Annotated in this window: 16 protein-coding genes; 13 read left to right on the forward strand and 3 right to left on the reverse strand. The window is 72.5% G+C overall.

Features of this window, described 5'->3' with window-relative positions:
- Positions 1–6 precede the first annotated feature (6 nt).
- The 11 genes from ACIQU3_RS18130 to moeZ all read left to right on the forward strand — a co-directional run bounded on the left by ACIQU3_RS18130 (position 7) and on the right by moeZ (position 13,343).
- On the forward strand, positions 7–1,425 hold the full coding sequence (locus ACIQU3_RS18130) for a DUF3152 domain-containing protein (protein WP_403926219.1): 1,419 nt from the start codon (positions 7–9) through the stop codon (positions 1,423–1,425).
- 68 nt (positions 1,426–1,493) lie between these two features.
- Positions 1,494–1,586, forward strand: a complete 93-nt coding sequence (locus ACIQU3_RS18135; protein ID WP_403725523.1) for an Ms4533A family Cys-rich leader peptide — start codon at positions 1,494–1,496, stop codon at positions 1,584–1,586.
- Between the two features lie 167 nt (positions 1,587–1,753).
- Complete coding sequence (locus ACIQU3_RS18140) at positions 1,754–3,472, forward strand: ABC transporter substrate-binding protein (protein ID WP_403926222.1); 1,719 nt, start codon at positions 1,754–1,756, stop codon at positions 3,470–3,472.
- Between the two features lie 4 nt (positions 3,473–3,476).
- On the forward strand, positions 3,477–4,487 hold the full coding sequence (locus tag ACIQU3_RS18145) for an ABC transporter permease (RefSeq protein WP_403926225.1): 1,011 nt from the start codon (positions 3,477–3,479) through the stop codon (positions 4,485–4,487).
- Positions 4,484–5,482, forward strand: a complete 999-nt coding sequence (locus ACIQU3_RS18150; protein ID WP_403926228.1) for an ABC transporter permease — start codon at positions 4,484–4,486, stop codon at positions 5,480–5,482. Before ACIQU3_RS18145 ends, ACIQU3_RS18150 begins: the two co-directional genes overlap by 4 nt.
- Positions 5,479–7,071 (forward strand): dipeptide ABC transporter ATP-binding protein, encoded by a 1,593-nt coding sequence (locus ACIQU3_RS18155; RefSeq protein ID WP_403926231.1) that lies wholly within the window; start codon positions 5,479–5,481, stop codon positions 7,069–7,071. The genes ACIQU3_RS18150 and ACIQU3_RS18155 overlap by 4 nt, the downstream gene beginning before the upstream one ends.
- A 189-nt stretch (positions 7,072–7,260) precedes the next feature.
- Entirely contained in the window at positions 7,261–8,979 is a 1,719-nt protein-coding gene (locus ACIQU3_RS18160; RefSeq protein ID WP_403926234.1) for a DUF3492 domain-containing protein, read from the forward strand.
- The gene (locus ACIQU3_RS18165) at positions 8,979–10,280 is read left to right on the forward strand and encodes a hypothetical protein (protein WP_403926236.1); all 1,302 of its coding nucleotides are present in this window, start codon (positions 8,979–8,981) and stop codon (positions 10,278–10,280) included. The genes ACIQU3_RS18160 and ACIQU3_RS18165 overlap by 1 nt, the downstream gene beginning before the upstream one ends.
- Before the next feature lie 124 nt (positions 10,281–10,404).
- Positions 10,405–11,364, forward strand: coding sequence for an NAD-dependent epimerase/dehydratase family protein (locus ACIQU3_RS18170; protein ID WP_403740478.1), 960 nt, complete (start codon positions 10,405–10,407; stop codon positions 11,362–11,364).
- Complete coding sequence (locus ACIQU3_RS18175) at positions 11,352–12,101, forward strand: spherulation-specific family 4 protein (RefSeq protein ID WP_403740482.1); 750 nt, start codon at positions 11,352–11,354, stop codon at positions 12,099–12,101. The genes ACIQU3_RS18170 and ACIQU3_RS18175 overlap by 13 nt, the downstream gene beginning before the upstream one ends.
- A 63-nt stretch (positions 12,102–12,164) precedes the next feature.
- Positions 12,165–13,343, forward strand: a complete 1,179-nt coding sequence (moeZ, locus tag ACIQU3_RS18180; protein ID WP_361301661.1) for an adenylyltransferase/sulfurtransferase MoeZ — start codon at positions 12,165–12,167, stop codon at positions 13,341–13,343.
- Positions 13,344–13,414: 71 nt separating this feature from the next.
- Here the strand turns inward: moeZ and ACIQU3_RS18185 are convergent, their stop codons facing one another.
- The 3 genes from ACIQU3_RS18185 to ACIQU3_RS18195 all read right to left on the reverse strand — a co-directional run bounded on the left by ACIQU3_RS18185 (position 13,415) and on the right by ACIQU3_RS18195 (position 19,537).
- On the reverse strand, positions 13,415–14,884 hold the full coding sequence (locus tag ACIQU3_RS18185) for an alpha/beta hydrolase (protein WP_403740486.1): 1,470 nt from the start codon (positions 14,882–14,884) through the stop codon (positions 13,415–13,417).
- A gap of 134 nt (positions 14,885–15,018) precedes the next feature.
- Positions 15,019–16,563, reverse strand: a complete 1,545-nt coding sequence (locus ACIQU3_RS18190) for an alpha/beta hydrolase (RefSeq protein WP_403926239.1) — start codon at positions 16,561–16,563, stop codon at positions 15,019–15,021.
- A gap of 244 nt (positions 16,564–16,807) precedes the next feature.
- The gene (locus tag ACIQU3_RS18195; RefSeq protein WP_403926242.1) at positions 16,808–19,537 is read right to left on the reverse strand and encodes a lysylphosphatidylglycerol synthase domain-containing protein; all 2,730 of its coding nucleotides are present in this window, start codon (positions 19,535–19,537) and stop codon (positions 16,808–16,810) included.
- Positions 19,538–19,723: 186 nt separating this feature from the next.
- Between ACIQU3_RS18195 and ACIQU3_RS18200 the strand changes: the two genes are divergently transcribed.
- Both ACIQU3_RS18200 and ACIQU3_RS18205 read left to right on the forward strand, forming a co-directional pair.
- The gene (locus ACIQU3_RS18200; protein WP_403740498.1) at positions 19,724–20,116 is read left to right on the forward strand and encodes an MGMT family protein; all 393 of its coding nucleotides are present in this window, start codon (positions 19,724–19,726) and stop codon (positions 20,114–20,116) included.
- 266 nt (positions 20,117–20,382) lie between these two features.
- The gene (locus ACIQU3_RS18205; protein ID WP_403926245.1) at positions 20,383–24,015 is read left to right on the forward strand and encodes an ATP-dependent helicase; all 3,633 of its coding nucleotides are present in this window, start codon (positions 20,383–20,385) and stop codon (positions 24,013–24,015) included.
- Positions 24,016–24,091 lie beyond the last annotated feature (76 nt).

Consider the following 24,091-nt stretch of genomic DNA (forward strand, 5'->3'; position numbering starts at 1 on the left):
CGCGACGTGGGACGCCACAGCCGCCGCGGACCGGTCGTCAAGGGCGACACCGCGGACACGACCGCAGCACGGGACGGCCGGGCCGAACCCGCGAAGGGCCCGAGGCCGGGCCAGGGCCACGCGGCGGACTCCGGCCGGGGTGCCGGGATTGCACCGCCCGGTGTCCCGCAGGGCGACTGGCCGCCGCAGGCCCCGCGCCGGGTGCCGGGGCCGCGGCCCGCGCCCGCCCAGGGGACACCGCCGCACGGCTCGCCACGCCTGCCCGACGGCCGGCACCCCGACGGCACACCGGCGCACGGCTTCCCGCACGCGCGTGGCGGGCACCCCGAGCAGCGGGAGGCCGGGGGCGGCTGGGGTGAGTTGAGGGAGGACGGCCGGGGGACCGCCGGGGTCGCTGTGCCCATACCGCGGCAGCGCCGGGCATCCGTGCCCGGGCCGCGGCAGGACTACATCGACGCCTTCGTCGACGAGGAGGACGACGTCTTCGCGCCCCGCACGCCCGCCTCCGCGCACGCCGCGGACGCCTATGCCTCCGTCTCGGACTGGAGCGTCGGCACCCCCGCCGACTCCGGGTCCGGCCACGACGACGCGGGGCCCACCGGCACGCCCGCGCCGGGCAAGGGCGGCAAGGGCCGTACCTTCACCGGCATCGCGGCCGCGGCCGTCACCACCGTGCTGGCCGTCGTCGTCGCCGGGCAGGTCACCGACGACACCGGCGGCGGCGCCGGCGTGCAGTCGCAGTCCGCCACCGACCAGGCCCGCGACATCCGCGGCCCCGCGTCACGCGCGGACGACAGGGCGCCCGCGCCCGAAGCCGTGCCGCTGACGTACGACGAGAAGATGAGCAGGACGTACCCGCTCGGCGCCACCCTCAAGGGCTCCGGGACGTTCGACGCCGTCCCCGGCATCGCCAAGGCGCCGGGCGCCGGGCAGAAGTTCACCTACCGCGTGGACGTGGAGCAGGGGCTCGGACTGGACGGCGCGCTGTTCGCCGAGGCCGTGCAGAAGACCCTCAACGACCAGCGCAGCTGGGCCCACAACGGCGCGCGCACCTTCGAGCGCATCTACTCCGGCAAGCCCGACTTCGTGATCACCCTCGCCAGCCCCGGCACGACCGCCGACTGGTGTGCCAAGTCGGGTCTGGACACCACCGAGGACAACGTCTCCTGCGACTCGGCCGCGACCGAGCGCGTGATGATCAACGCCTACCGGTGGGCGCAGGGCTCGGAGACCTACGGCGACAGCAAGATCCACGCCTACCGGCAGATGCTGATCAACCACGAGGTCGGTCACCGCCTCGGCTACAACCACGTCACCTGCGACAAGGACGGCGACCTGGCCCCGGTCATGCAGCAGCAGACCAAGTTCCTCGACCACGACGGCATCCGCTGTCGTCCCAACGCCTGGGCTTACCCCGGGAGTTGACAGGCGTCCCACGGGATGTGGCGCGGCTCGCGTTGACATGCTCGGGAAGTTCGATCATATTTCTGAGCATGTCGCCCCGTCACGTCTCCGCACGCGCCGCCATCGAGCTGGCGCTCATCGGCGTGACCCCGCTCTGCGTGGCCGACGTTCACTGTTGCTGACGCCCGCCCCCGGCGCGCGTCGCTCACTCTCTCCGTGACCCGTCACGGCTTTCCCGACGACTCGGCGCCGGGCAGACGTCTGTCTTCTTCCGTCTCACCCTTCGTCTTTTCGTCTCGCGATACGAGAAATCGTGGTCCGGGGCGCCTTCCGAGAGGTCGTCATTCCGATGCGCCAACCGTCCGTCACAGCGCGCCGCGCGGCCGCGGCATCCGTCAGCCTGGTCCTGGCAGCGGGTGCCGCCGCCTGCGGGCCGAAGGACAACGATGCCAAGGCTGCCGGCGGCGACTCCACGCCCCACAAGGGCGGCACCCTCACGGTCCTGAACGCCAACCCCCAGCAGGACTTCGACCCGGCCCGTCTGTACACCTCGGGCGGCGGCAACGTCCCGTCCCTGGTCTTCCGTACCCTCACCACCCGCAACCGCGAGAACGGCGCCGCCGGCGCGAAGGTCGTCCCCGACCTCGCCACCGACACCGGGCGTCCCAACAAGGACGCGACCGTGTGGACGTACACCCTGAAGAAGGGGCTGACGTACGAGGACGGCACTCCGATCACCTCGGCCGACATCAAGTACGGCATCGAGCGCTCCTTCGCTCCCGAGCTGTCGGGCGGCGCGCCTTACCTGCGGGACTGGCTGACCGGGGCCGCCGACTACCAGGGCCCGTACAAGGACGAGAAGGGGCTCGACGCGATCGAGACGCCGGACGAGCGGACCATCGTCTTCCATCTGAACAAGCCCGAGGGCGAGTTCCCCTACCTCGCCACGCAGACGCAGTTCGCGCCCGTCCCGAAGAGCAAGGACACCGGCACCGAGTACGAGGAGCACCCGGTCTCCTCCGGGCCGTACAAGGTCGTGCGGAACGACAACGACGGTGAGCGGCTGGTCCTGGAGCGCAACCCGCACTGGTCCGCCGCGACCGACGCCGAGCGCAGGGCCTACCCGGACAGGATCGACGTGCGGTCCGGGCTCGACTCGTCCGTGATCAACCAGCGGCTGTCCGCGTCCCAGGGAGCGGACGCCGCCGCGGTCACCACGGACACCAACCTCGGCCCGGCCGAACTGGCCAAGGTCACCGGCGACAAGGACCTCGCCTCGCGCGTCGGCACCGGGCACTTCGGCTACACCAACTACCTCGCGTTCAACCCGAGGGCCAAGCCGTTCGACGACGCCAGGGTGCGGCAGGCGATCTCGTACGCCATCGACCGGTCGTCCGTGGTCAACGCCGCGGGCGGGTCCGCGCTGGCCGAGCCCGCCACCACCTTCCTGCCGGACCAGAAGTCCTTCGGGTACACGCCCTACGACCACTTCCCCGCGGGCAGGGCCGGCGACCCGGCCAAGGCGAAGGAACTGCTCCAGGAGGCCGGCTACGCGAAGGGCCTCACCGTCACGCTGACGCACTCCAACGCCAAGGACTTCGAGACCAGCCCCGAGATCGCCACCGCCGTCCAGGACGCGCTCAAGAGGGCCGGCATCACGGTCGAGCTGCGGGGGCTGGAGGAGAACGACTACTCCGACAAGATCCACGACGTGCAGTCCGAGCCCGGCTTCTTCCTCGCCCACTGGGGTGCCGACTGGCCCTCCGGCGGTCCGTTCCTCGCCCCGATCTTCGACGGCCGGCAGATCGTCGAGGACGGCGCCAACTTCAACACGGGCCGGCTGAACGACAAGTCGGTCAATGAAGAGATCGACGCGATCAACAAGTTGACGGATCTTGACCAGGCCGCCAAGAGGTGGGGTGCACTGGATCAGAAGATCGGGGAGAAGGCGCTGACGGTGCCGCTGTTCCACCCCGTTTACAAGCGACTGGTCGGCAAGGACGTCAGGAACGTCGTGATCAGCGACTGGACCGGTGTGCTGGACATCTCGCAGGTCGCGGTGAAGTGACGCCGTGAGTGAGGCACTTCTCGCCACCGAGGCGGCCCGGACGGACACCGCAGTCCCGGCCGCCTCGGGGGCCCACCAGTTCTGGCGGCGGCTGCGCGCGCAGCGGGCCGCCCTCGTCGCGGCGGGAATCGTCGCGCTGCTCGTCCTGGTCGCGCTCGCCGCACCGCTCCTCACCGCCGTCGAGGGCCAGGACCCGACCACCTACCACCCCTCCCTCGTGGACTCCGCGCGCGGCGGCGTGCCCGTCGGGCCCCTCGGCGGAGCGAGCGCCGACCACTGGTTCGGCGTCGAACCCCAGACCGGCCGGGACCTGTTCGCACGGCTGGTGTACGGCGCGCGCGTGTCGCTGGGCGTCGCCCTGGCCGCGACCCTCGTGCAGGTCACCATCGGCATCACCCTGGGTGTCGCGGCCGCGCTCGGCAGACGATGGATCGATCAACTGCTGAGCCGGTTCACGGACGTCATCGTCGCCATGCCGCTCATGATCATGTCGCTGGCGCTGCTCGCGATCGTGCCCTCGAGCTTCCCGCGACCCGTGCTCGTCGCGCTCGTCATCGGCCTGATCGGGTGGGGCAACATCGCCCGGATCGTGCGCGCGCAGACTCTCACCCTCAAGGAACTCGACCACGTCTCCGCGGCCCGGCTCAGCGGCTGGGGCACCTGGAGCATCGCCCGCCGCGAACTCCTGCCCGGCATCGCCGCACCCGTCATCACCTACGCCGCGTTGCTCGTCCCGACGAACATCACCGTCGAGGCCGCGCTCTCCTTCCTCGGCGTGGGCGTGAAGCCGCCGACGCCCTCCTGGGGACAGATGCTCACCGCCGCCGACGTCTGGTACCAGGCCGCCCCGCAGTACCTGCTGCTGCCCGCGGGCGCCCTGTTCGTCACAGTGCTCGCCCTCACGGTCCTCGGCGACGGGGTCCGCACCGCCCTCGACCCGCGCGCGGCCTCCCGGCTGCGCGTCGGGACGGGACGCAGGCGGGAGACGAAGGCGGCCGAGGGAGGCACGGCATGAACGGGTTCACCGGTTTCGTCCTGCGCCGCACCGTCGCCGCCGTGGCCACCCTGCTCGCCATCTCCGTGATCGTCTACGTCGTCTTCTACGCCACCCCCGGCAACGTCGCCCAGATCACCTGCGGCCCGCGCTGCTCACCGGAACAGGTGCACCAGGTGGCCCGGCAGCTGAATCTCGACGACCCGTTGTTCGTGCGCTACGGGCACTTCCTCCAGGGCCTCGTCGCCGACCAGGACTACTCGACCGGCACCTCCGTCCAGCACTGCTCCGCGCCCTGCCTCGGTCTGTCGTACCAGAGCGACCAGCAGATCACGCAGCTGATCTGGGCGAAACTCCCGGTGAGCCTGTCCCTGGTGGCCGGCGCGATGGCGCTGTGGCTGATCCTCGGGGTCGGCACGGGCGTGCTCTCCGCCTGGCGGCGCGGCCGGTTCTCCGAGCGGGTGCTGACCGGCCTCACCCTCGCCGGCACGGCCACCCCGGTCTTCGTCATCGGCCTGGTCCTGATGATCGTCGTCTGCGGTGAACTGCGGCTGCTGCCCTTCCCGCAGTACGTCGCCCTCACCGACGACCCCGAGCAGTGGGCGTGGAACCTGCTGCTGCCCTGGCTGTCGCTCGCCCTCATCGAGGCCGCCGCGTTCGCCCGGCTCACCCGGGCCTCGATGCTGGAGACGCTCGCCGAGGACCACATCCGCACCTTCCGCGCCTACGGCGTCGGCGAACGGTCGATCGTCGGACGGCACGCGCTGCGCGGTGCGTTCGCCCCGGTCATCGCGCTCAACGCCAACAACGTCGGCTCCGCCATCGGCGGCGCGGTGCTCACCGAGACGCTGTTCGGTCTGCCCGGCATCGGACAGGAACTCGTCCATGCCGTCAAGGTCGTCGATCTGCCGGTCGTGGTCGGCATGGTCCTGGTCATCGGATTCTTCGTGGTCCTCGCCAACGCCGTCGCGGACGTCCTGTACGCGGTGGCCGACCGACGGGTGGTGCTGACATGAGCCTGGTCGACGTGACGGGTCTGCGCGTGGAGTTCGGCGCGCTGCGTGCCGTAGACGGCCTCTCCTTCCGCCTGGAGGAGGGCGCCGCCCTGGCCCTGGTCGGCGAGTCCGGCTCCGGCAAGTCGACGGTGGCGTCCGCGCTGCTCGGCCTGCACCGCGGCACCGGCGCGCGGGTCGAGGGCACGGTCGAGGTGGCCGGCACCGACGTGCAGCGCGCCTCCGACGAGGAACTGCGGCGACTGCGCGGCGGATCGGCCGCCATGGTGTTCCAGGACCCGCTGTCCTCCCTCGACCCGTATCACGCGATCGGCGACCAGATCGCCGAGGTGCACCGGGTGCACGCGCGCGCGACCCGTCGGGCGGCACGCGCGCGTGCCGTGCAGGTCCTCGACCGGGTGGGCATCCCGGACGCGGCCCGGCGGTCCCGGTCCCGGCCGCACGAGTTCAGCGGCGGCATGCGCCAGCGCGCCCTGATCGCCATGGCGCTCGCGTGCGAGCCCCGGCTGCTGATCGCCGACGAGCCGACGACCGCCCTCGACGTGACCATCCAGGCCCAGGTCCTCGACCTGCTGCACACCCTGCGCGAGGAGACCGGCATGGGTCTGCTGCTCGTCACGCACGACGTGGGCGTCGCCGCCGAGAGCGTCGACGAGGTGCTGGTGATGCGGCACGGCAGGGCGGTCGAGCACGGCCCGGTCGCCGACGTGCTGGGCTCCCCGGCCCAGCCGTACACCCGGGAACTGCTCGCCGCGGTTCCCCGGCTGGACGCGCCGCGCAAGGTCTCGGCGGCCCCCGAGGAGGTCGTCCTGGAGGCGACCGGCCTGACGCGCGGGTTCGGGCGTGGGAAACGGGCGGTCACGGCCGTGGACGACGTGTCGCTGACCCTGCGCCGCGGCGAGACGCTCGGGATCGTCGGTGAGAGCGGCAGCGGCAAGACGACCCTCGGGCGCATGCTCGTCGGGCTGCTGGAGCCGAAGGCCGGATCCCTGCGCTTCGAAGGCCGCCCGCACACCGGGGTGAACCCGGCCGTGCAGGTGGTCTTCCAGGACCCGGTCTCCTCCCTCAACCCCCGCCGCAGTGTGGGCGAGTCCATCGCCGACCCGCTGCGCGCACGGGGTGAGCGTCACGAGGAGCGCATCCGGGAGCGCGTGAGTGAACTGCTGGAGCGCGTGGGGCTCGAAGCGGCACACCACGACCGCTACCCGCACGAGTTCAGCGGCGGGCAGCGCCAGCGCGTCGGCATCGCCCGGGCGCTCGCGGCCGACCCGCGGGTCATCGTCTGCGACGAGCCGGTCTCGGCCCTCGACGTCACCACCCAGGCGCATGTGGTCGACCTGCTGGGGGAGTTGCAGCGCGAACTCGGGCTCGCCCTGGTCTTCGTCGCGCACGACCTGGCCGTCGTCCGCCAGGTCAGCGACCGGGTCGCCGTGATGAGACGCGGCCGGATCGTCGAGGAAGGGCCCGTGGAGGAGGTGTACGAGTCGCCGCGCGACCCCTACACCAGGCAGCTGCTCGCCGCCGTACCGGCGCTGGACCCGGAGGCCGCGGCGCGACGGCGGGCGCGGAGAAGGGAGTTGGCGGCGGCATGACGATCTGTGTCCGGTTGATCTCCTAGCGCGACAGAACGCGACCTGCACGGGAAAGTTACGACCGTTCACCCCTTTTGGTGGTGCGACGGACAACCGTCCGTCGCACCACCGCCTTGTCCGCATACGTTCGTCCCGCTGCGAGCCGCCGGACAACGGCGGCTCCCCATACGGGAGATCGGGGGTGCACTCGTGCGCATCGGACTGCTTACGGAGGATGGGTATCCGTATGTGAGCGGTGACGCCAGGCTCTGGTGCGACCGGCTGGTGCGCGGACTTGCCCAGCACGAGTTCGACGTCTACGCGCTCAGCCGCAGCGAGCATCAGGAGGACGAGGGCTGGGTCCCGCTGTCGCCGAACGTCCGCAGGGTGCGCACCGCGTCCCTGTGGATGGCCGAGGACGACGAGGTGGTGCTCGGGCGCCGCGCACGCCGGCGGTTCACCGAGTACTTCGCTGAGCTGGCCGCCGTACTGTGCGACGGCCCCGGGGGAGCCTCCCCTGCCGCTGAAGCGTCCGGTGGAGGTACGCCGACCGCTGAGGCGGACCGTTTCGCCACCGCTCTGTACGGGCTCGCCGAACTCGCCCGCGAGGTTGGCGGACTGGCCGGAGCCCTCCGGTCGGAGGCCGCCGTGCGCACCCTGGAACGCGCCTGTCGCGCGCCCGGCGCCCACCGGGCGGCGCGCGAGGCGCGCGTACCGGATCTGCTCGCCGTCGCCGCGCACCTGGAACGCGCCCTGCGCCCCCTCTCCCTCGACTGGTACGAGGACGACGGACTCGGCGCGGTCGACCTCTGCCACGCCGCGTCCGGCGGCGCGGCGGCCCTGCCCGGCCTGCTCGCCCGGCACTTCACCGGCGTTCCCCTGATGGTGACCGAGTACGGCGTACGCCTGCGGACGCACTACCTCACCGCTCCCGACGCCCCACCCGCCGAACGGTCCCTGGTGGCTGCCTTCCAGGGCCGCCTCACCGCCGAGGCCTACGCGCGGGCCGAGTTCGTCACCGCCGGCAACACCCACACCCGCCGCTGGCAGGAGCGCTGCGGCGCCGACCGCGGCAAGCTCCGCACGGTCTACCCCGGCATGGACGCACGGCCCTTCGCCGAGGTGGGCGAGTCGCCGGATCACGCGGATGCGGACACGATCGTCTGGGTCGGCCGCGTCGAGCCCGCCAAGGACCTGGTCTCGCTGCTGCACGCCTTCGCGGAGGTACGCAAGCAGCAGCCGAGGACCCGCCTGCGCATCGTGGGCACCCCCGCCGGCCCCGAGGGTGCGGCCTACCTCGGTCACTGCAGGACCCTGGCCGCCCAGCTCTTCCCCGACGAGGCCGAGGGCCCACACGTCGCCGGTGACAATCCGGTCTCCTTCGAGGAGATCGGCGGCCCGGAACTCCCGGTCGCCGCAGACGCCTACGCCTCGGGCGCCGTGACCGTCCTGTCCAGCGTGGTCGAGGGCTTTCCCGTCGGCCTCGTCGAGGCGATGTTCTGCGGGAGCGCGACGGTGTCCACGGACGTCGGCGCGGTCGTGGAGGTCATCGGTGGCACGGGACTCGTCGTACCGCCGCGCAATCCGCAGGCGCTCGCGGAGGCGTGCGTGGCGCTGCTGCGCGACCCGCAGCGCCGTGCGCGCCTGGGCGCCGCCGCCCGTGCCCGCGCGCTCGAACTGTTCACCGTCGAGCAGAACGTCGAGGCATTTCACGGCATTTACCTGGAGATCGTCTCGCGCGCGCCCGTCCGCCGTGTCCTCCTCGACGGGGAGGGGGCACCGCTGCCGTTCGCGGTTCCCGCCGAGGCCCACGTCCCCGTCCACTGGTCCGCCGCATCACCCCGCCTCGCCGCCCGCAGCGGCCCCGGGTGGGCGGCGGGCGGGCCCGTGCGCGCCACCACCCCCGTCCCCACCCCGGAGGGTGCGTGATGAGCGACTTGGACGAACGGGGCTCCACTGCGCCGGAAGCGGTCGCCGAAGGCAAGGTGCCCGGAAGCCGGAGGCCGGCAGCCTCGCGGGAAACGGCCTCGCGCGAGACGTCCGGGGCGGGGGAGCCCGCCGCAGAGGGCAACGGGCCCGCGAGTCGGGAGACGGCCGTCGACCGCAAGGCGTCCACCACGCGCCGAGGCGCCGGCGACCCGGTCAAGGCGCTGATGCACCGTCACCGTGAGCTGTGCGAGCGTGCGGTCGACCCCTTGGAGATCGCCGCGGGTCTGGAGGCACACGGCATCACCGAGCGGACCGCCGCCCGCTTCCGTCACCGCGACGTCTTCTCCCTCGCGGAGGAGATGTACGCACGGGTCTCACGGGACGGCGACACCCCCCTGCCCACGACCGCAGCCCCACCCCGGGTGCGTGTCGACCGGGTCTTCCTGACCCTCCTGCCCGGTGCGCTGTGCGCAGCCGCCGTGGCCGCGCTCCAGCTCACCCGAGGACAGTCGCGCCTGTTCGCGGGTGTGGCCGGCGCCCTCGCCGTGGCCCTGGCACTCCGCGCGGCACTGCGCCGGGGCCCCCTGAGCAGGACCGGCCCGGACCGGCCCGGGCCGCGACCCGGCGCAGCCTCCGGCAGGACCACCCCATGGACCCTCTGGCTCGTCGCCTACTCCCTCCTGGGGGACGGCCTGCTCCGCAACGCCCTCGCCGGCGGCCCCGACGCCCTGCCCACCGGCTCGCCCGGTGGCCCCTGGCCCCTCACGGCCACGCCGGTCCTGGCCCTCGCTCTGGCCTGCGCGCCCGCCGCCTGGACCGCGCATCTCCTCACCGTGCGTGCCCGCCGCAGGCTCGCGTCCAGCCGTGGCCTGGAGGACTTCGCCGCCGCCGTACGCCCCCTCCTGCTCGGCACGTTCGCCTTGTTCCTGGGTGCCTTGGCGGGCCTCCTGACTCTCTGCTCGGCAGCCCTCGGGGAGCCCGCGGCCTACATCCAAGTCCTCGCCCTGGGCGCCCTGCTGTTCCTGGCCCGCCTCCTCATCACGCACGGCTTCACCTACGCCCCCGCCGTGGTCCTCGCCGCGGCGGCCACGGCGGAGGCGGCCGCCCTCGCCACCGTCTTCGCCTCCCGCCTCCCCGGGCTCGGCTTCCTGGCCGTCCCCGTCGAAACGCTGGTCACCGCCGGGGGCGCCGGCAGCGTCCCCGCCCTCGCCTGCACAGCGGCGGCCCTGGCCCTCCTGGTCCACACGGTCCGCAAGCTCACCCGGGCCTCGGCGCACGCACCGTCGGAGCCCGCCGGGTGACCACGACCGTCGTAGGCCCTGCGGCCGCAGACCGTTCCCGTTCCTTACCTGCCTTCCTTTTCACCTCGAGGAGCACCCGCATGATCACCCACCCAGGAACCCCGGCGACCCCGGGAGCCACGCGATGAGAGTCCTGCTGATCGGAGCCAACGGTTACATCGGGCGCTTCGTCGCCGACCGCCTGCTCGCCGACCCGGCCGTTCAGCTCACCGCCCTCGGCCGCGGTGACGACGCCGACGTCCGCTTCGACCTCGCCTCCGGCAGCCCCGGTGCCCTCACCCGCTTCCTCGACGCCGTGCACCCGGGTGTCGTCATCAACTGCGCCGGCGCCACCCGCGGCGGGGCCCGCGAACTCACCCGCCACAACACCGTCGCCGTCGCCACCGTCTGCGAGGCCCTGCGCCGCAGCGGCTGCGGCGCCCGGCTGGTGCAGATCGGCTGCAGCGCGGAGTACGGCCCGAGCCAGCCCGGCTCCTCCACCGCCGAGGACGCGGTGCCCCGGCCCGGCGGCCCGTACGGCGTCAGCAAACTCGCCGCCACCGAACTGGTCCTCGGATCCGGTCTGGACGCCGTCGTCCTGCGCGTCTTCTCACCGGCCGGACCCGGCACCCCCGCGGGTTCCCCGCTGGGCCGCCTCGCCGAGGCCATGCGCCGTGCCATGCAGTCCGGCGACGGCGAGCTGAAACTCGGCGGTCTCGGCGCCCAGCGCGACTTCGTGGACGTCCGTGACGTGGCCCGTGCCGTCCATGCCGCCTCGCTCTCCGCGGCGCAGGGCGTCATCAACATCGGCTCCGGCCGCGCCGTGCGCCTGCGTGATGCCGCCGCGGTCCTCGCCCGCGTCGCCGGATACGGCGGCGCCCTCCACGAACTCGACGGTCCGCCCGGCGCCCTTCGCCAGGCCATCGGCCACCCCCGCCCCGACCCGGACCACGCGCCCCCCGTCGCGTACCCGTACCCGGACGGCTGCGGCAGCTGGCAGCAGGCCGACGTGCGCACCGCGCGCGACCGGCTGGGCTGGCGCCCCCGGATCGGACTGGAGGAGTCCCTCGCCGACATCTGGATGGAGGCGGCGTGCCGCATCTGACCAGATCCCGGCGGCACGGCGCCGGCACGGAACTGCGCCCCGGCGTCGGAGTCCCCGGCTATGCGCACCCCCTCCTCGCCCCCACCGAATGGGGCGAGCTGACCCGCCCCGGCACCCCGCTGCACTGGGTGGTCCTCAACGTGGACGACGGTCCCGGCATGCGTCCCGACCCGCACTGCCTGGCGGCGGCCGGCCGCCTTCGCAACGCGGGCATCCGTGTCCTCGGCCACCTCGACACCCGCTACGGCACCCGCAACTTCGGTGAGCTGATCTCGGACGCCCACCGGTTCGTCGACTGGTACCAGGTCGACGGCTTCCTTCTGGAGCGCTGCCCCTCCGATCACGCCGGGCTGCCCGAGATCCGCCGCACGGTCGCCACGCTCCGCGTGATCCGTGATGCTGCCCACATCGTCCTCGGCCACGGCATCCATCCGCATCCCGGCTACGTCGAGCTCGCCGACCAGCTGGTCACCTTCTCCGGGCCCTGGAGCGACTACCGCTGGTCGCAGGTGGCCGAGTGGACCACCGACCACTCTCCCGAGCGCTTCTGCCACTTCGTCCACGGCGTGCCCCGCCCCCACCTGACCGAGGCACTGCGCATCGCACACCGGCAGGGCGCCGCGACGGTATGGATCACCGACCACACGGACCGGGGCGGCCGCACCGACCCCTGGGAGGCCATGCCCGGCTACTGGGACGAATTCGTCTCGCGTGTCGGAACAGGTGTCTCGGAATGAAAAAGGGCATGGCACTGTTACGGGGAGAACAACCGTAGTGATCGACCGACCAACGGAGTCCCCGTGTCGCTGCCACCCCTGGTCGAGCCGGCTTCCGAGCTCACCGTAGACGAGGTCCGCAGGTACTCCCGCCACCTGATCATCCCCGACGTGGGGATGGACGGGCAGAAGCGGCTGAAGAACGCCAAGGTGCTGTGTGTGGGCGCCGGCGGCCTGGGCTCGCCGGCGCTGATGTACCTGGCCGCCGCGGGCGTCGGCACCCTCGGCATCGTGGAGTTCGACGAGGTCGACGAGTCGAACCTGCAGCGCCAGATCATTCACAGCCAGGCCGACATCGGCCGGCCCAAGGCCGAGTCCGCGCGTGACAGCGTCAAGGGCATCAACCCGTACGTGAACGTGATCCTTCACGAGGAGCGGCTCGAGGCCGACAACGTGATGGACATCTTCAGCCAGTACGACCTGATCGTCGACGGCACGGACAACTTCGCGACCCGCTACCTGGTCAACGACGCCTGCGTGCTGCTGAACAAGCCGTACGTGTGGGGCTCGATCTACCGCTTCGACGGCCAGGCGTCCGTCTTCTGGTCCGAGCACGGCCCCTGCTACCGCTGCCTGTACCCGGAGCCCCCGCCCCCCGGCATGGTCCCCTCCTGCGCGGAGGGCGGCGTCCTGGGCGTGCTGTGCGCGTCCATCGGCTCCATCCAGGTCAATGAGGCCATCAAGCTCCTCGCCGGCATCGGCGACCCGCTGGTCGGCCGACTGATGATCTACGACGCCCTGGAGATGCAGTACCGCCAGGTCAAGGTCCGCAAGGACCCGAACTGCGCGGTCTGCGGCGAGAACCCGACCGTCACCGAGCTCATCGACTACGAGGCCTTCTGCGGCGTCGTGTCCGAGGAGGCCCAGGCGGCGGCCGCCGACTCCACGATCACTCCCAAGCAGCTCAAGGAGTGGATCGACGACGGCGAGAGCATCGACATCATCGACGTCCGAGAGCCGAACGAGTACGAGATCGTCTCCATCCCGGGCGCCCGGCTGATCCCGAAGAACGAGTTCCTCATGGGCACCGCCCTGGAGAGCCTCCCGCAGGACAAGAAGATCGTCCTGCACTGCAAGACGGGTGTCCGGAGTGCGGAAGTCCTCGCGGTACTGAAGTCCGCGGGCTTCTCGGACGCGGTGCACGTCGGCGGTGGCGTGATCGGCTGGGTCAACCAGATCGAGCCGGCCAAGCCGGTGTACTGAGCCGTATCCGGCCTCCCTTCCCGAACGGCGGGGGCTTCTGGCGCCACGAGCGCCCGAAGCCCCCGCCGTCGTCATGAGCAGACCTTGCCGTCCTTCGGTACCGAACCGTCCAGCAGGTACGCGTTCACCGTGGAGTCGACGCAGGCGCTCCCGCTGCCGTACGCGCCATGCCCCTCGCCCCGCCAGGTCAGCATCACCCCGACGCCCTTGCCCAGTTCGTCGGCCATCCTCCGTGCCCCCTCGTACGGGGTGGCGGGGTCGCCCGTGTTGCCGACCACCAGAACCGGCGCCGCGCCGGGGGCACTCACCTCCGGGGTGTCGTGCTGTCCGGGCACCGGCCAGTCGTGGCACCAGCCGGCTGTGTCCCAGCCGAGGAACGCCCCGAAGACCGGGGAGACCTTCTCGAACCGGGGCAGCAGCCCTTTCGTCTCGGCCACGGTCGGCCGCTGCCTGTCGTCCAGGCACGATATGACCCGTTGGGAATGCGTCGTCGTGCCGTAGCGCCCCGACGGTTCGCGTTCGTTGTAGCGGTCGGCGAGGGTCAGCAGCTCGGAGCCGTCGCCCCCTTCGGCCGCTTCGAGGGCGGCGGTCAGCGTAGGCCAGCTGTCCTTGCTGTACAGCGGCAGAATGATCCCGGTGAACGCGAGGGACTGGGTCAGCTTCCGCCCGGGCACGCCCGTGGGAAGGGGACGGGCGTCGATCCGCTGCAACAGGGCCGCGATCCTTCGCGAGCCCCTCTGAGGATCCTGACCGGTGGACGCGAGATAGCTGTCCAGCGCCCGCTGGAAGCCTCTGGCCTGGTTCTCGGCGTGGCCCACGGTGTCCGCTCCGGGGTCCACGACCGCGTCGAGCGTCATGCGCCCCACCTTCTTCGGAAAGAGGTGCGCGTAAGTGCCGCCCAGTTCGGTGCCGTAGGAGATCCCGAAGTAGTTCATCCTGGCGTCGCCGAGGACCTCCCGGATGCGGTCCATGTCCCGGGCCGAGTCGGCGGTCGAGACGTGGGCCAAGAGCTTGCCGGCGTCCTTCTGGCAGCCCTTGCCGAAGTCGGCGGCGTCCTCCAGGTACGCCCTCTCCTCGGCCGGGGTGTCCGGGGTGAGGTCCACCGACTCGGCGGACTGGATCCCCTTGTCACCCCGGCAGCGCACCCCCTCACTGGCCCCCACGCCACGCGGGTCCCAGCTCACCAGGTCGTACCGCTCACGGAGGGACGAGACGGCCGGGGCGTACGACGGCATCATGGACACGCCGGAGGCACCCGGGCCGCCGAAGTTGAACAGCAGCGACCCGACGCGGTCGCCGCCGCGGGCCTTGGCGCGGATCAGTCCCAGGCCGATCGTCTCGCCGTCCGGCTTCGACCAGTCGAGCGGCACCTTCAGCGTCGCGCACTGCCAGTCGCCGCCCGGTGCCGGGCCGTCGGCCGTGGCCTTGCAGCGCCCCCAGGACAGCCCGCTCCTGTCGTCGTCGGACGTACCGCCGCCGCAGCCCGCGGCCAGCAGGGCCGAGGCGGCCGCCAGAGCGGTCCACCGAACCAAGCGTGTCATTGCCCATCCCCCCTCGCCAGCCGTCCGCTCCGTGCCGCGGATGGCGGTCAGGCCATGGTAGGCAGATCCCGCTCCGGCCGTTCCAGCCTGTGGATAACCGTTTGACCTGCGAGTTTGCCGGATGGCCGACGGAATCAGGTGCAGACGGTCCCCGTCCGCGGAACCTTCCCGTCCAGCAGATAGCCGTTCACCGCAGCCTGCACGCACCGGTTCTTGCTGTCGTAGGCGCCATGGCCCTGCCCCCGGTAGGTGAGCTCGACGCCGACGCCCTTGCCCAGCGCGTTCACCATCGCCCTCGCGCCCTCGTACGGCGTGGCAGGGTCACCGGTGTTGCCGACGACCAGGATGGGCGCCGAGCCCGGCGCGCTGACGTCCGGGTGGTCGGCGGCGCCCGCCACGGGCCAGTCGGTGCAGCCGATCATGCCCCAGGCCAGGGAGTCGCCGAACAGGGGTGACGCGGCCCGGAACTCCGGCAGCCGCCGCTCGACGTAGGCGGCGTCGTAGCGCGGTTTGGCGTCGGCGCAGCTGATGGCGGTGAAGGCGGCGGTCGAGTTGTCGTATTCGCCGTTCTCGCTGCGTCCGTTCATCGAGTCGGACAGCAGCATGAGGGTGCTGCCGTCACCGCCGTAGGCCTCCTCCAGGCCGTCCGTGAGGAACTCCCAGAAGTCCTGCGAGTACAGGGCCTGCAAGATGCCGCTGGTCGCGGCGGTCTGGGTCAGCTGCCGCGGGAAGATGCCCGGGATCGGTGTGCGGTCGAGGTCGTGAAGCAGCCGGGCGATGCGGTCCTTCACGTCCTGCGCGCTGTCGCCGATCGGGCACTCCTCGGTCTTCGACACACAGTCCTCAGCGAAGTTGTCGAGCGCGAGCTGGAAGCCCTTGGTCTGCCCCAGCGAGCTCTGTTCGGGGTCCTGGGTGGGGTCGACGACGGCGTCGAACACGGCACGGCCGACCCGCTCGGGGAAGAGGTGGGCGTAGACGCCGCCCAGTTCGGTGCCGTAGGAGATGCCGAAGTAGTGCAGCTTGTCGTCGCCGAGGACCTGGCGCATCAGGTCCAGGTCACGTGCCGCGTCGGTGGTGCGCACGTGCGGCAGGACCTGCTCGGAGTTCTGCTCGCAGGCGTCGTTGAACTCCTTGGTGCTGTCCAGGAGCTGGGTGCGTTCGGCGGCGTCGTCGGGCGTGCCGTCCTGCTGGAAGTACGCGTCGAGCTGCTGGTCGTTCTCGCAGATCACGGGGTCGCTGCGGCCGACGCCGCGCGGGTCGAAGCTGACCAGGTCGTAGCGGGTGCGCAGCTTTTCGTAGTCCTTGGCGAAGGCGGGCAGCGTGGCGACGCCCGAGCCGCCGGGGCCGCCGAAGTTGAAGACGAGCGAGCCGATGCGTTCGTTCCCGGTGCCGGTGGTCCTGACCCTGATCAGTTCGAGTCCGATCGTGTCGCCCTTGGGGTCGCTCCAGTCGAGCGGGGCCTTCATCGTGGTGCACTCCCACTCACCGTCGTCCGGCAGGGGAGTGGGCGCCGGGCCGCCGCCCTGGGCCTCGTCCGGGGCCGGGCAGGCCTTCCAGCTGAGTTCCTGCCGGGTCACGTCCTCGTCCTTGGCGTCGTCGCCGCAGCCCGCCAGCACGGTGGACAGCAACACGGCGGAGGCGGTCAGAACGACGGCGCGCAGCCGGAGGAGGGTTGGCATGGTTCCATCCTGCGGCGGCCCAGGACCGGGCGCGCGGGACGCGTGCCGTACGAGGTAGGAGGGTTCAGTGAGACGTGAGAGAACTCGCCCGCCGGGCCGGAGGGTCTGCCGACCCGCGCCGGTCCTGCGGGTGCGGAGGCCTTGACCGACGCAGGCCGGCTGGGGTCGGACGGCCCGCATCGGCGCCGGTCCCGCGGGTGCGGAGGCGCTGCGGGAGGGCCTGACCCGGGCCGGTCCGGCCGGGTCAGAGGGCCTGCTTGCGTGTGAGGTGGTTGAAGGCCAGCCAGCCCGGCAGGACGGGCAGCCACAGCGTCAGGAGGCGGAACAGCAGGACCGCGGGTGCCGCGACCTCCTTGGGCAGACCGACGGCGATCAGACCGACCGTCAGGGTCGCCTCGACCGCGCCGACACCTCCCGGCGTCGGCGCCGCGGACCCGAGGGCGTTGCCCGCCAGGAAGACGACGGCGACGCTGGCGATGCTGATCGAGGTGGACTCGTCGCCGAACGCGCGGATCGACGCGTCCAGGCACATCACGAAGCAGGCGGTCAGCAACAGCATGCCGCCGATGCCGGTGACCAGCTTCTGCGGCCGCTGGAGCACGTCCAGCATGCGCGGCACGACACCCGCGAACAGGGACCGCACGCGCGTGGAGACGAACTTCCGCAGGAACGGCACCGACGTCACCACGAGCACCAGCACCGCCACCGTCAGCAGGCCGGCGATGACCGTCCGGGACGGGGACAGCGACGGCGTCTTCTCGGTGCCGGTCAGATAGCCGAAGGACAGCAGCATCAGGATGTGGCAGCCGAGCCCGAACAACTGCGACGCGCCGACACTCGCCACCGCGAGCCCCGGCCGCACTCCCGCGCGCTGCAGGAAGCGGGTGTTCAGCGCGACGCCGCCCACCGCCGCCGGGGCGACGATCTTCACGAACGACCCGGCGACCTGCGCCGCCACCGTCCGCACGAACGGCACCCGCTCGGGCACGAACCCCAGCAGGGCCATCGCCGCCGCGACGTAGCTGCACATCGAGAACAGCACGGCCGCGGCGACCCAGCCCCACTCGGCGTTGGCGATGAGCGGCCCGAACTCGATGTGCGTGAGCTGCGTCAGCAGGAAGTACGCACCGATCGCGCCGGCCATGAAGCTGATCAGCGTGCGCGGACGCACCCGCTCCAGCCGGGCCGGCTCGACGGGTGCCTGCGGCCTGATCCGCAGCACCGCGTGCCGGATCTGCGTGAGCAGGTCCTCCTCGCGCGCCTCCTCCAGCGCCTCGTCGATGGCCCGTTTCTCGGCGCGCTGCTCCGCCCGTACGGCCTTCTTGTCGGGCTTCTCCAGGACGGGCGCGGCCTCCTCCGGGTGTTCCTCCATGCGGGCCTGCTTGGCCTGCCGGGACGCCTCCAGGACCGCGTCGCGCTCGCGCTGCGCCCGCTCCCGGGCCAGTCTGCGCAGCGTCGCGCGCGTGGAGCGGCTGAGCGCGATGGGCTGGAGCATCGGCAGGCAGTCCGCCACGGCGTCGGGCCCGAGCACGCCCACCGCAGAGGTCACCGCCCGCTCCGCGCCCACCCGAAGGCCGAGCGTCACCAGCAGCTGGGAGGTGTCCATGCGCAGCAGCAGGTCACCGGCCGCGATCTCGCCGACGCGCAGGTCGGTGAGGATCACCTTGCCGGAACGATCCACCAGGATGGCGTCGCCCACCAGCCTTCGATGCGCGATGCGCCGCGACTGCAGCGCCTTCACCTGGCGCCAGGTGTCGCGCAGCAGGTCGTCGGTGATGTCCTCGTCCGGCAGCGAGTCGAGGGTGCGTCCGCCACTGTGCTCGTAGACGAGCATCACCGCGTCGGGGCCGAGCTCGGAGGTGGCGATCAGCTTGGGCGCGTTGGCGCCGGCCGCGATCGCCGCGTACGCCAGCAGCGCCTCCTGCTCCAGGGCCTGCCGCAGCGACTGGAGGCTGCTGCGGGTGGCGAACCCGCGCAGGGTGAGGTTGCGCCAGGCGCGGTAGAAGAAGCCCTGCGCCTGCTGCTCGCGGTCGACGACCGTCACGTCGAGGGGCGGGCCGTCCTCGAGGGTGACGAAGTAGCGGCGACCCCGGTCCCCGGTGTCCGGGTTGTCCGAGGTGTCCTCGCGTGAGGCGCTGACCGGGCGGAAGCCTACGGTCCGCAGGCCGGCCATCAGGGTCTGCCCGGTGGGCCGGACATTGGGCGAGCCGACCGCGTACAGCGTGCCGTAGGCCACGGTCCAGCCGATCAGCACGGTCAGGATGATCGAGAACGGCGTCGTGTACCCGGTGACGAGCATCGAGAAGGCATCGAGGAGCAGCACGACCCACAGCACCGCGCGCCATCGCGGTCTGCGGGACATGCCGACGGCCGTCATATAGGCGATGACCGGCGCCAGGTAGCCGTGCACGGGGTCGGTCAGCGCGTGGATGTCACCGGGGGAGGGCTGGGTGAGCGCTTCCTGGATCGAGTCGGGCGCGGCCCGGGCCACCCACAGGTCCGTGGCGAGAGTCACACCGTGGGCGAGGACCGCGGCGAGTACGCCGTCGGCGATGCGGAGCCCGTCCCGTTTGATCAGGCGCTCGATGGCGAAGGCGACCGGCACCAGCAGGATCGCGATGCTGGAGGCCAGCCCCGCGATCTTGATGAGCAGGTCGGGCGCCTGCCCGGTGCCCTTGTTGATGTCCTGTTCGAGGCCCGATGTGGTGCCGTGCGCGAACGCGGCGATCCCGATCAGGACCACGACGGCGAGCACGCCCACCAGCAGGCGCATCAGGTCGGACGGCCGGTGCACGCGCGCGGGGAGCAGCGGCTCGTCGCCCTCCACCTCGTCGATGTGCGCGAACTCCGGCTCCCGAGCGGGTGCGCGGGTCTTCTTCGCGGCCGTCCTGGGACGGTCCTCCGGAGTGCCCGGGCGCGACGAAGCGTCAGGGGTGCCCTCCGTGTCCTCGGGGTGCGCGCCCTGCTGCTTCATCGTCTCTTCTTGGTCTCGTATCACCGGTCACCGCCCGCACGATGGTGGCATGCCGCACCGGCACACGGGGCATTCAGGGTGCACATGCGGGGGCGGACAGTCTGCCCGACGCGCCCCTGCCGTGCGCGGGAAACGCCCGGGAGCGCGCCCGGCCCGTTGTCGGTGGGGTGGGGCAGGATGGGGCGGATGAGTGAGCAGAGGAGCCCTGCGGGGGGCCGGCCCGAGGACGAGCCCGCGCAGGCGCTGCCCGAGTACGCCGAGCGGGTCCTCGACGTCGCCGACCTGATTCCGCCGGGCCGTGTCATGACCTACGGGGACGTCGCCGAGTGGCTGGAGAAGGGCGGTCCGCGCCAGGTCGGCCGTGTGATGGCGCTCTACGGGGGAGCCGCTCCTTGGTGGCGGGTCGTCCGCGCGGACGGCGTCCTGCTGCCGGGGCACGAACAGCGGGCGCTCGGCCACTACCGGGCGGAGGGCACACCCCTGAAGGCCGCGAGCCGCGCCGCCGAGGGCCACCTGCCGCGCATCGACATGAGACGGGCGCGGTGGGACGGCGGTGATCGCGCGGAGGGTCACACCTGACAGCTTCCGCCATCGGACGCCCTCCCGTGTGACCCGTGATCCGTACGGGGGAATCGGGGCACACCGGGGCCATGACGTACGTTCGTGGGGCGAGGGGCACGCGAGCCACGAGCGTCTCGAGGGGGCGACGGGAAGAAGGGGAAGCCCTGCTTCCGCCTCACTCGGCGGCGTAGCGTCGGCTGCGCGCGCTCCCGTCACCCCGCGGTCACCGCCCGCAACGCGCGGTGGCCCGCCACCCAGCACTTCCACCAGAACCGGCGAACCACGTGAGCTCCTCTTCCTCCACCAGCGGCCTGTCGCACCCCCGGGTGCGGCGGGGGAACAGTGGCGCTTACCGACTGGTACGTACCCCTCCCGCTCGGGTGGACCCCCCTCTTCTGGACGCCGCGCAGCGCTCCGTGGTTGACCACCAGGCCGGTCCGCTGCTCGTCCTCGCAGGTCCGGGCACCGGCAAGACCACGACGCTGGTCGAATCAGTGACCGAGCGGATCGCCCGCGACGGGGATCCCGAACGCATCCTGGTGCTCACGTTCAGCCGCAGGGCCGCCGTCGAACTGCGCGACCGCATGGCCCTGCGGACCGGGGCGGCCCGCGCGCCCCGGGCGACCACCTTCCACTCGTTCTGCTACGCCCTGGTCCGCGCCCACCAGGACAGCGACCTGTTCGTGGAGCCACTGCGGCTGCTGTCCGGCCCCGAGCAGGACGTCTCCGTGCGGGAGCTGCTCGCGGGGCAGATCGACCTGGAACGCCTCGGGCTCGCGCACGTTCGCTGGCCCGACGAGCTGCGCGCCTGCCTGACCACGCGCGGTTTCGCCGATGAGGTCCGCGCGGTCCTGGCCCGCAGCCGCGAGCTGGGACTCGGTCCCGACGCCCTGGACGCCTTCGCCCGCCGCACGGGACGGCCCGACTGGCGCGCCGCGGCCGCCTTCCTCGCCGAGTACCTCGACGTGCTCGACCTCCAGGGCGTGATCGACTACGCGGAACTCGTCCACCGCGCGGTGCTCCTCGCCCGCCGCCCCGAGGTCGCCGCGTGGCTCGCCGCCCGCTACGACGCCGTCTACGTCGACGAGTACCAGGACACGGACCCCGCCCAGGTGCGACTGCTGGGGGCCCTGGCCGGCGGCGGCCGCACGCTCGTGGCCTTCGGCGACCCCGACCAGTCGATCTACGCGTTCCGCGGCGCCGACGTGAACGGCATCCTGGACTTCCCGCACGCCTTCCCGCGCGCGGACGGCCGCCCGGCCCCCGTCGCGGTGCTGCGTACGTCCCGCCGCTCCGGTGCCGGCCTGCTCGCCGCCACCCGGCTGCTCACCCAGCGCATGCCCCTGACCCGCCTGCCCGCCGAGAAGGTCCGCGCCCACCGCGAACTCTCCCCCGTGCGGGACGGCGGCCGCGTCGAGGCGTACACCTACCCGACGGCCGGGACGGAGCTGGACAACATCGCCGACATCCTCCGCAGGGCCCATCTGGAGGACGGCGTCCCGTGGCGGGACATGGCCGTGCTGGTGCGCGCCGGGTCCCGGACCATCCCGACGCTCCGTCGCGCCCTCTCGGCGGCGGGCGTCCCCGTGGACGTCGACGGTGACGATCTGCCCCTGCGGCACGAACCAGCGGTGGCACCGTTGCTGACGGCGTTGCGGGCGGTGGCCGAGGCGGAGGCGGGATCCTCAGCCGAGCCCCGGGAAGCGGAGGCTCAGGAGGCCGGGCCCCGGGAAGCGGAGGCTCAGGAGGCCGGGCCCCGGGAATCGGAGGCTCAGGAGGCCGGGCCCCGGGAAGCGGAGGCTCAGGAGGCCGGGCCCCGGGAATCGGAGGCTCAGGAGGCCGAGCCCGGGGAGGCGGCCGGGGAAGCCGGTGCCAGGGAGGCCGGTGCCAGGAAGGCCGGGGCCGGAGAGGCCGGTGCCGGAGAGGCCGGTGCCGGTGATGGCCCACGCGACGCGTCTCCTGAACCGGCGGAGGCCGATGCGTCCTCCGGGCCCTCCGAGCCCTCCGAGGGCGTTCCCCCCGCGTCCCTCCGGGACAGCACCTGCTGGCTCGACACCGAAACCGCCCTCGCCCTGCTGACGTCCCCCCTCGCGAGCATGGACGCCGCCGACCTGCGCCGCCTCGGGCGCGCCCTGCGCGACGAGGAACGCGCCGCCGGCAACCCGCTGCCGCCCCCCTCCGACGTGCTGCTCGCGCAGGCGCTCGCCGAGCCGGAGCGGCTCGCGATGCACGACCCCACGTACGCGCGTGGCGCCCAGCGCCTCGGCGCGCTGCTGCGCAAGGCCCGCGAGCGCCTGGCCGGCGGCGGCACGGCCGAAGAGGCGCTGTGGGACCTGTGGGAGGGCACTGCATGGCCCACGCGGCTTGAGCGGGCCGCCCGCCGTGGCGGGGCCGCCGGGCGCAACGCGGACCGCGACCTGGACGCCGTGTGCGCCCTGTTCGCCACAGCGGCCCGCGCCGAGGAGCGCACCGGCGGCCGCGGCACCCTGAACTTCCTGGCGGAGATCGACGCCGAGGACATCGCCGCCGACACCCTCACGCGGCGTGCCGTACGCCCCGACGCCGTCCGTCTGATGACCGCGCACCGCTCCAAGGGCCTGGAATGGCGCCTGGTGGTCGTCGCGGGCGTCCAGGAGGGCCTGTGGCCCGACCTGCGCCGCCGCGGCTCCCTCCTGGAGGCCGACCGCATCGGCCGCGACGGACTGGCCGAACCCCTCACCCCCGGCGCACTGCTCGCCGAGGAGCGCCGCCTGTTCTACGTGGCCGCCACGCGCGCGCGTGAACGCCTCGTGGTCACCGCGGTCAAGGCCCCCGCGGACGACGGCGACCAGCCCTCCCGCTTCCTGACCGAACTCGGTGTCGAACCCAAGGACGTCACCGGACGCCCCCGCCGCCCGCTGTCCGTGGCGGCGCTTGTCGCCGAGCTGCGCGCCACCACCGTCGACCCCCGCGTCTCCGACGCGCTCCGTGAGGCCGCCGCCCGCCGTCTGGCCCGACTCGCCGCCCTCGCCGACGAGGACGGCCGCCCCCTGGTGCCGTCCGCGCACCCCTACCGCTGGTGGGGCATGTTCGAGCCGACCGAGTCCAAGGTGCCGCTGCGCGACCGCGACCAGCCCGTCGTGCTCTCCGGAAGCGCCCTCGACCAACTGGCCAACACCTGCGCCCTGCAGTGGTTCCTCGGACGGGAGGTGAAGGCCGACGCGCCCGCGACCGCCGCCCAGGGCTTCGGCAACGTGGTGCACGTCCTCGCCGACGAGGTCGCCTCCGGCCACACTCCGGCCGACCTCACCGTCCTCATGGAACGCCTCGACTCCGTGTGGAACGCGCTGGCCTTCGACGCGCCGTGGAAGTCAGCCCAGGAGAAGGACAACGCGCGCGTGGCGCTCGAACGGTTCCTGCAGTGGCACGTCATGAACCGCACCGGACGCACCCCCGTGGCCAGCGAGCACGACTTCGACGTCACCCTCGAGGCGGGCGACTACCAGGTGCGCATCCGCGGCCAGATGGACCGGGTCGAGGCGGACGGCGACGGACGCGCCTACGTGGTCGACTTCAAGACCGGCAAGCAGGCGCCCAGTTCCAAGGAGGTGGAACGCCACCCGCAGCTCGCCGTCTACCAGCTGGCCGTCCGCGAAGGGGCCGTCGACGACGCGTTCGACGGCGTACGTCCCGCGCCGGGCGGCGCCGAACTCGTCCACCTCCGGCAGGGAGCCGCCAAGCGGGACGGCGGCGAGAGCCTGCCCAAGGTGCAGGCCCAGGAGCCGCTGGAAGGGGAGTGGGTCGGCGACCTTCTCGCCACCGCCGCCGGCAAGGTACTCGACGAGCGCTTCACGCCGACCGCCGGGCAGCACTGCACGCACTGCGCGTTCCGGGCCTCGTGCAGCGCGCGCCAAGAAGGGCGGCACATCGTCGAGTGAGGTATCGCACCACCTGTGCTGACCTGCGCTTCTCCTGTCCCGGAGGCCGGTTCGGTCAGCACTGTCAGTGGCCGCC

The sequence above is a fragment of the Streptomyces sp. NPDC101110 genome (genome assembly GCF_044759525.1).
GTDB lineage: Bacteria > Actinomycetota > Actinomycetes > Streptomycetales > Streptomycetaceae > Streptomyces.